The organism is Microbacterium sp. B24, assembly GCF_000333415.1.
Classification (GTDB): domain Bacteria; phylum Actinomycetota; class Actinomycetes; order Actinomycetales; family Microbacteriaceae; genus Microbacterium.
In genome coordinates this window covers 1-440 of record NZ_BADB01000448.1, presented here as the reverse complement: position 1 = coordinate 440, position 440 = coordinate 1, and the positions used below count along the sequence as shown (strand labels likewise).

Here is a 440-nt window from a genome sequence, read left to right as displayed (position 1 = left end):
GTCGAGGCGGACGTGGTCTCGGCATCCGAGGCGAACGCGTCTGCCGCGACACTGGCCCGCTGAACCGGCTTCCCCGACGAAAGAACACCCATGCGACTCGTCCCCTTCGAGACCACCGTCCGCTCGCTCACACTGCGGGGCACGCACTACCTTCCGGATGCCGCGACGGGCGCCGAGCCGGCACCGCGGCCGACCGTCGTGCTGCTGCACGGCTTCGGCGGATCGCGAGTGGAGACCACCGGCGTCTTCGTCGGGCTGGCGCGCGCGCTGGTCGCGGCCGGGTTCGGCCTGATCGCGTTCGATCGCGCGGGGCACGGCGAAGCGTCGCAGCGCCATCAAGCAGGTCGCCTCGGGGCGTTTCGGTGTCACGAGCATGTACCTCACGCACGCCGACGACATCCAGATCAAGCTCGACTCTAGAGGATCCCCGGGACCGAGCT

At 70.0% G+C, this 440-nt stretch carries 2 pseudogenes; both read left to right on the top strand.

From position 1 onward, the window contains the following. Window positions 1-90: 90 nt before the first annotated feature. Window positions 91-279: pseudogene (locus I5I_RS18010) on the top strand (alpha/beta hydrolase); the annotation flags it as partial. Between the two features lie 40 nt (window positions 280-319). Beyond that, window positions 320-440 (top strand): annotated as a pseudogene (locus I5I_RS18005) (glutamate synthase-related protein); the annotation flags it as partial.